This is a genomic window from Streptomyces sp. NPDC033136, assembly GCF_055578235.1.
Map to the genome: position 1 here is coordinate 250,520 of NZ_JBVIPD010000006.1, position 6,384 is coordinate 256,903.

The following is a 6,384-nucleotide window of genomic DNA, read 5'->3' on the forward strand; positions in this document are numbered from 1 at the left end:
TCGGCCGCCCGGGCAACCCGCCGCCCGGGCGGCCGCGTCGCTCCGCATATGACGCACCACCTGGTCACCGCCCTCCGTCCGCTGCTCACCGCCGAGGCCTCAGCGGAGGCCTATGCCGCCGGAACCGAGCCGGGCGACCTGGAGCAGGCGGTCTGGGTCCGCCTGCTGGAGCACCTCGACGCCGAGGGCCCGCCGGTCGACCCCCAGGGCTGGCTCCGCCGGGCCGTCCGCTCGGAAGCCCGCCGCACCCGCCGCACGAGCCGCATCGAACGGCCGTACGCCGGTGAACCGGTCGACGACGGCGACCGCGGGCCCGAACAGCTCGCTCTCGCCGCCGCCCGCGGTCGTGCCCTGCGCGAGGCCGTACGACGCCTCCCGGGCCGCTGCCCCCGGCTGTTGGAGGCACTGCTGTCGCCCGAGGACCTGACATACCGGGAAATCGCAGGGGAGTTGGGTATCTCACAGGGGAGTCTTGGCCCGGAACGTTCCAGATGCCTGGGATGTCTGCGCAGATTGCTCACACCGGAGGTTGCGGCCCGCTGAGGACGGGGATAGGAGTGAGGGACGACAGGTGATCAAATGAGCGGGAGGCGTGCGCACATGGGCATGAGCGTGACCATCTCTGCGGCGGCCGAGCAGGACGCGGAGCAGATCTTCAGGCTGCAGTACCTGTGTTTCCAGCCGGAGGCGGCGCTGTACGGGAACTACCGCATCGACCCGCTCGTCCAAACCCTCGACTCGGTCCGTGAGGAGGTCGCCCGGGACTGCGTCTTCGTGGCCCGGCTCGGCGAGGAGATCGTCGGCTCGGTCCGCGGTTCGGTCACCGAGGACGGCGCCGCCGCGATCGGCAAGCTCTGTGTCCACCCCCGCCTCCAGGGCCACGGCATCGGCGCCCGCCTCCTCCGCGCGGCCGAGACGGCCCTCGCGGACCAGCATGGCGCCAAGCGCTTCCGCCTCCACACCGGCCACCGCAGCGAGGGCAACCTCCGTCTCTACCGCAAGGTCGGCTACGAAACGGTCGGCACGTCCCAGGGCACGGACGGCATCCCCATGATCGTCCTGGAGAAGCCGGCGAGCACGTACGCGGCGACGGCCTGAAGTTCACCCTCGGGGGCGCGGGATGGTGTCGGTGTGCGGCTCCGCCTCGTGGGCGCGACCAGCCACACACGGCCCGCGGCCGCCTGATCACCTCAGGCGGCATCCCCGTTCCGCGCACGCGCAGTCCGCAGCCAGTAGATCGCCGACAACGGCAGCAGAATCGGGATGAACAGATATCCCATCCCGAAGTCCGACCACACGGTCGCGTCCGGGAAGGCCGACGGCTCGACCAAGGTCCACGTGCCCACCGTCAGCACACCCACCAGCTCCGCGACACAGCACACGAGCGCCGCGCGCCGTGCCGTCTCCCCGCCCCGCACCAACGAGTACGTGATGAACCCGTACACGACACCGGCCACCGCCGACAGCGTGTACGCCAGCGGCGCCCGGTCGAACTCCGTCGCGATCTGATATGCGGACCGCGACACCGCCCCGACGACCATCACGCCGTACAGCCACACCAGCAGCGTGCCCGGCCCGCTGGTCAGCCGCCGGCTCACGTCAGCCTCCCCAGATGTCATAGAGCCGCACCTCCAGCACCGCCAGCACCACTCCGCTCGCGGCCACCGTCACCGAACCCCACCGGGTGCGCTCGGCCAGCGACATGAACCCCGCCGCCGGGACACTCGCGAACGCTCCCAGCAGATATGCCACGAAGATCGTCGTGCCCTGCTCCGGCTTCTCGCCCCGCGCCAGCAGCACGACCCCGGCCACCAGCTGGATCAGCGCCAGCAGCGTGACCAAGGCCATCCCGATGAAGTGCCAGTCCTTCGTCGGCTGGTCACGGTAGGCCGCCCAGCCGCACCAGGCGGCGAGCAGCAGCGCGGCGACGCCGGTCACCAGCGTCAGGGCATTCAGCATGCAGCGACCCTATTACGGCCGAAACGGCCCCCTGCTTCCGGCCCTGGCCTGCACCGTAGGGTCGAGGGCATGAAGCTCCACGCGCAGGCCCTGCTGTTCGACAACGACGGAACCCTCGTCTCCTCCCTCGCCTCGGTGGACCGCTGCTGGACGCGGTGGGCCGCCGAGTACGGCATCACGGCCGAGGAGTTCGCCCGGGTCGAACTGCACGGCCGTCCGGCCGCCGAGATAGCCGCCGACCTGCTGCCCGCCGAACTCGTCCCGCAGGCCGTCGCGCGGATCGAGGACTTGGAGGTCGACGACGTACCCCACGACGGTGTGCGCCTCCTGCCGGGTACCCGCGCCTTCCTCGACGCTCTTCCGGCCGACCGCTGGGCCGTCGTCACCTCTGCCGCCCGGCGGCTGGCCGAGGCCCGGCTCGACGCCGTCGGCATCTTCCCCAAGACACTCGTCGCCGCCGACGACATCACCCGAGGCAAGCCCGACCCCGAGCCCTACCTGCTCGCCGCCCGCGCCCTCGGCGTCGACCCGGCCCGGTGTGTCGTCTTCGAGGACGCCCCCGCGGGCCTGGCGGCCGGCCGCGCCGCCGGCATGACCACCGTGGCGTTGACCACCACCCACCAGGCCCACGAGCTCCGGGCCGACCTGGTGGTCGAGAACCTGTCGGCGTTGTCCGCGCTGGTCACCGAGCAGGGCGTGGAGATCTCCCTCCGCGGCTGATGCAACCCCTCCGGCAACTTCCTCGCCGTGAAGAAGGGCCAGGGGGACGACCCGCGGGTGAAGAAGCTCGCCGAGCTCCTCACCTCGCCCGAGGTGAAGAAGTTCATCCAGGACAAGTACGCCGGCTCCGTGCGCGCCTCCTTCTGAGCCGACGCCCGGCCCTCGCACACATGGGGTCCTCCCTCATCCGGTGGGGGAGGACTCCATGGTGCGGATCAGTGCTTTCATGCTGCATGCTGGGCAGTTCACCATGCCCTGAAGGTTCACCGAAGGTTACGGAGCGGCGCATGACGAGCACCTTTCCCAACGTCTCCATCAGCACGGAGCGGTTGGTGCTGCGTCCCCTCGACGAAGACGACGTCGCCGCCCTGACCGCGATGATGAACGACGAGCAGGTGGCGGCCTGGGCCTCCGTCCCCCAGCCCTTCACGGAGGACGGCGCCCGCACCTGGATCACCGAGTACGCCCCCGCCGAACGCACCGAGGGGCGCGGACTCGACTTCGCGATCACCGAGTTCCTCACCCAGCGCCTGGTCGGCCTCATCCGACTCGGCAAGACCAACTGGCACGTACGCTCCACCGAACTGTCGTACATCATCGCCCCCTGGGCCCGCGGCGAGGGCTACGCATCCGAGGCCGCCCTCGTCACCGCCCGGTGGCTCTTCACGGACCAGAAGTTCGAGCGCATCGAACTGCGCACGGCGGCCGACAACACCGCCTCCCAGCAGGTCGCCCAGAAGATCGGCTGTATCAGCGAGGGCGTGCTGCGCAACGCCTGTATAGCCCGCTCCCGTGCCGAGGACGGCACGTGGACCGACGTACGCACCGACTTCATCGTCTGGAGCCTGCTCCCTGAGGACCTGGAAGGCGTGGGCGAGCAGGTGCGCGACGGCTTCACGTCCTTCGGCGACTGGAACTGACCGGTACCACCCGGAGGAAGACGGCGACGACGACACCGGCGCCCCCTCCGGCCTCTCCACCGGGTACCCTCACGGAGCCCGCCCGCGGGCTGTTCGCCGCAACGACACGCATACCACCTGCGAAAACCTCTGGAGACTGACGACGATGGCCGACCGGGTCACGGTGATCGGCTGGGACGGTTCGCCGCTGACCGCCGCGGGGCGCGCCGCCCTCGGCGCCGCCACGCTCGTGGCGGGTGCCGCCCACCACCTGGCGCTCCCCGAGGTACCCGCCGGCGCCGAGCGCATCCGCCTCGGCAGCGTCGCCCTCGCCGCCCGCCGCATCGCCGCCCACCGCGGCACGGCCGTCGTGCTCGCCGACGGCGACCCCGGCTTCTTCGGCGTCGTACGCACCCTGCGCGCCCCCGAGTTCGGCCTCGAGGTGGAGGTCGTGCCCGCCGTCTCGTCCGTCGCCGGCGCCTTCGCCCGCGCGGGCATGCCCTGGGACGACGCCCACGTGGTCGTCGCGCACCCCCGCACCCTGCGCCGCGCGGTGAACGTCTGCCGGGCCCACACCAAGGTGGCCGTCCTCACCTCACCCGGCGCCGGCCCCGCCGAACTCGGCCTGCTCCTCGAAGGAGTCCACCGCTCCTTCGTCATCTGCGAGGAGCTCGGCACCGGCCGCGAACGCGTCAGCGTCGTCACCTCCGACAAGGCCGCCGACCATACCTGGCGCGACCCCAACGTGGTCATCGTCCTCGGCGGACCGGCCCGGCCCGACACAGCGGGGGAGAGCGGCGGCTGGATCGCCGGCCGCGACCCGTCCAGCGGACCGCGCGGCTGGTCCCTGCCCGCCGAGACCTACGGCGGCGGCCTCGGCGAGGGCGAGGCCCCGCTGCTGCGCGCCTCCCAACTCGCCCGCCTCGGACCGCGTGTCGGCGACCTCGTGTGGGACATCGGCTGCGGCAGCGGAGCCTTCGCCGTCGAGGCCGCACGCGCCGGCGCCGCCGTCATCGCCGTCGACAGCGACCGGTCCGCCTGCGCCCGCACCGATGCCGCCGCCCGCCGCCTCAGCGTCCCGCTCCAGGTCGTGCACGGCACCGCCCCGCACGTCCTGGAGAACCTTCCCGAACCGGACGTCGTCCGCGTCGGCGGCGGGGGAGCGGCCGTCGTCTCCGCGGTCGCCGACCGCCGCCCGCAGGGCATCGTCACGCACGCCGCTACCCGCGACGCCGCCGAACTCATCGGCCGCGACCTGACCGAGCACGGGTACGGCGTCGAATGCGCCCTGCTGCAGTCCGTCGAACTCGACACCCGGGCCTGGACGGAGAAGGAACGGAGCGTCGCGTTCCTGCTCAGCGGCGTGCTGCCGAGGCGCCGCGCCTGATCCCGCGGCCGTCCCCGTGATCGGTTTGTCGTACCGCGAGCGGTAGGCTGGCCGATCGCTGCACCGCACACGGCGCCCGGCACTTCGTCGGTCAATGTCCGGAAAACCCGCCCGTTTTGGGCTGAGTGTGGTACGGCAGAACCGAGGGACGCGCAACGTGGCGCAGTCCACAGCGGAACCGTCGCGGATCATGCTGCCGTGAGGGTGGTGCGACCGCGACAATGCCAGTGAATGGCTTTGTCGCCTTTTCCGGGCGGACCGTTCGTGCCGCTGAGGACGCACGCTCGTTCTTCACTGCGGGGCGGTCGGTGCGCCGTTCCGGGCGAGCTGGTCGTAGGAGCACTAACCGATGGGCGAGGGGTACGCATGACCGACACCGGCCAGGTCCCGGGCGAGGGACTGCCGGAGAACGCAGGCATGGTGGAACAGCCGGGCGCCCCCGCGCACGGTTCGTACACCTACCTCTCCGAGACCACCGCCGAGGCCGAGGACGAAGACCTGCTGCTGTTGCCGGGCGCCCAGGGCGCCTGGGGCAACGAGGTCGCCCCGCCCGCGCCGGAGCCGGTCGTCGAGACCGTGCACCAGCCGGGCCCGCACGAGATCTCCGGCCGCGACAGCGGCTCGGTCGACCTCGGTGGCGTCCGCCTGCCCGACCCGCCGCCGATCCCGCCCATCACTCCGCGCCGTCCGCTGCACCTCGGGCCGCCGCTCCCCGACAGCTCCGCCAGCCCGGTCCGCTCCCTCGCCGACCGGGGCCCCGCGGACGCCCCCGTACGCCAGCCCGCCGGGCAGCCGGCCGGCCCCGAGTACCTCGACGCCCCCCGCGCCCCGGGGACGCCTGCGCCTCCGGCCGCGCCCTGGGGCGCACAGGTCACGCCCCCGGTGCCGGTGAGCGACGGGGCGACGCCTGCGGAAACGGTTGTTCCGGTAACGGAGCCGGTGGGCGCGGCCCAGGCGGTCGCGACCCACGCGGCGCCGGAACCGGCCGAAGCGGCACAGGCCGCCTCCGCGGAGCAGCAGGTGCACGCCCCGGTGGCTGCCTCTAGTGCTACCGCTACCGCCGAGGCGGGGCCGACGGTGCCCGCGCAGGGCGAGGCGGCCGTGGCCGGCAGTGATCCCGCTGGTGGGGGCGCCTGCCCGGACGGAGGCCAGTCGGCCGTGGCCCAGGCGGGGCAGAGGCCGGTCGCGGCCGAGTCCGGCGGCGCCGGGACGGGTCAGGACGCGGGCCGGCCGGTTGCCGCTGCGGGTACGGCCGACTCCACCGGTGCCGAGGTCGCTCCGGACGCGGGCCGGCCGGTACCTGAGGCGGTCGCCGGTGACCAGGGCGGGAGCGGGGGGGGGGGGGGGGGGGGGGGGGGGGGGGGGGGGTGGCCGGGAGGAGGGGGAGGCGACATAGTCGGCACCCACCCGAGATCTGGG

Annotated in this window: 7 protein-coding genes and 2 pseudogenes; 7 read left to right on the forward strand and 2 right to left on the reverse strand. The window is 72.9% G+C overall.

All coding sequences use genetic code 11. The features are described from left to right. Positions 1 to 48: 48 nt before the first annotated feature. Both ACZ5TL_RS14010 and ACZ5TL_RS14015 read left to right on the forward strand, forming a co-directional pair. Positions 49 to 543, forward strand: a complete 495-nt coding sequence (locus ACZ5TL_RS14010; protein ID WP_468589822.1) for an RNA polymerase sigma factor — start codon at positions 49 to 51, stop codon at positions 541 to 543. A gap of 57 nt (positions 544 to 600) precedes the next feature. Continuing rightward, positions 601 to 1,098, forward strand: a complete 498-nt coding sequence (locus ACZ5TL_RS14015) for a GNAT family N-acetyltransferase (RefSeq protein ID WP_468590038.1) — start codon at positions 601 to 603, stop codon at positions 1,096 to 1,098. Positions 1,099 to 1,190: 92 nt separating this feature from the next. Here ACZ5TL_RS14015 and ACZ5TL_RS14020 read toward each other — a convergent pair whose 3' ends face one another. Together ACZ5TL_RS14020 and ACZ5TL_RS14025 are read right to left on the reverse strand one after the other, a co-directional pair. Continuing rightward, the gene (locus tag ACZ5TL_RS14020; RefSeq protein ID WP_468589823.1) at positions 1,191 to 1,619 is read right to left on the reverse strand and encodes a hypothetical protein; all 429 of its coding nucleotides are present in this window, start codon (positions 1,617 to 1,619) and stop codon (positions 1,191 to 1,193) included. Beyond that, positions 1,600 to 1,959: a hypothetical protein gene (locus tag ACZ5TL_RS14025; RefSeq protein ID WP_468589824.1), complete on the reverse strand. Its 360-nt coding sequence runs from the start codon at positions 1,957 to 1,959 to the stop codon at positions 1,600 to 1,602. The genes ACZ5TL_RS14020 and ACZ5TL_RS14025 overlap by 20 nt, the downstream gene beginning before the upstream one ends. Positions 1,960 to 2,028: 69 nt before the next feature. Here ACZ5TL_RS14025 and ACZ5TL_RS14030 point away from each other — a divergent pair, with 69 nt between their 5' ends. The 5 genes and pseudogenes from ACZ5TL_RS14030 to ACZ5TL_RS14050 form a co-directional block, all read left to right on the forward strand. Further along, positions 2,029 to 2,679 (forward strand): HAD-IA family hydrolase, encoded by a 651-nt coding sequence (locus tag ACZ5TL_RS14030; RefSeq protein ID WP_468589826.1) that lies wholly within the window; start codon positions 2,029 to 2,031, stop codon positions 2,677 to 2,679. Positions 2,680 to 2,682: 3 nt separating this feature from the next. Beyond that, a pseudogene (locus ACZ5TL_RS14035) lies at positions 2,683 to 2,826 on the forward strand (MetQ/NlpA family ABC transporter substrate-binding protein); the annotation flags it as partial. Positions 2,827 to 2,966: 140 nt separating this feature from the next. Beyond that, positions 2,967 to 3,599, forward strand: coding sequence for a GNAT family N-acetyltransferase (locus tag ACZ5TL_RS14040; protein ID WP_468589828.1), 633 nt, complete (start codon positions 2,967 to 2,969; stop codon positions 3,597 to 3,599). 145 nt (positions 3,600 to 3,744) lie between these two features. Beyond that, complete coding sequence (gene cbiE, locus ACZ5TL_RS14045) at positions 3,745 to 4,965, forward strand: precorrin-6y C5,15-methyltransferase (decarboxylating) subunit CbiE (protein WP_468589829.1); 1,221 nt, start codon at positions 3,745 to 3,747, stop codon at positions 4,963 to 4,965. A 366-nt stretch (positions 4,966 to 5,331) separates the two neighbouring features. Next, positions 5,332 to 6,384, forward strand: a pseudogene (locus tag ACZ5TL_RS14050) (nicotinate-nucleotide--dimethylbenzimidazole phosphoribosyltransferase); the annotation flags it as partial.

Bases quoted from the DNA above. Each gene is read 5' to 3' on its own strand.
- ACZ5TL_RS14020 (WP_468589823.1), bottom strand. From the start codon at position 1,619: ATGACATCTGGGGAGGCTGACGTGAGCCGGCGGCTGACCAGCGGGCCG.
- ACZ5TL_RS14015 (WP_468590038.1), top strand. From the start codon at position 601: ATGGGCATGAGCGTGACCATCTCTGCGGCGGCCGAGCAGGACGCGGAG.
- ACZ5TL_RS14010 (WP_468589822.1), top strand. From the start codon at position 49: ATGACGCACCACCTGGTCACCGCCCTCCGTCCGCTGCTCACCGCCGAG.
- ACZ5TL_RS14030 (WP_468589826.1), top strand. From the start codon at position 2,029: ATGAAGCTCCACGCGCAGGCCCTGCTGTTCGACAACGACGGAACCCTC.
- ACZ5TL_RS14025 (WP_468589824.1), bottom strand. From the start codon at position 1,959: ATGCTGAATGCCCTGACGCTGGTGACCGGCGTCGCCGCGCTGCTGCTC.
- ACZ5TL_RS14040 (WP_468589828.1), top strand. From the start codon at position 2,967: ATGACGAGCACCTTTCCCAACGTCTCCATCAGCACGGAGCGGTTGGTG.
- cbiE (WP_468589829.1), top strand. From the start codon at position 3,745: ATGGCCGACCGGGTCACGGTGATCGGCTGGGACGGTTCGCCGCTGACC.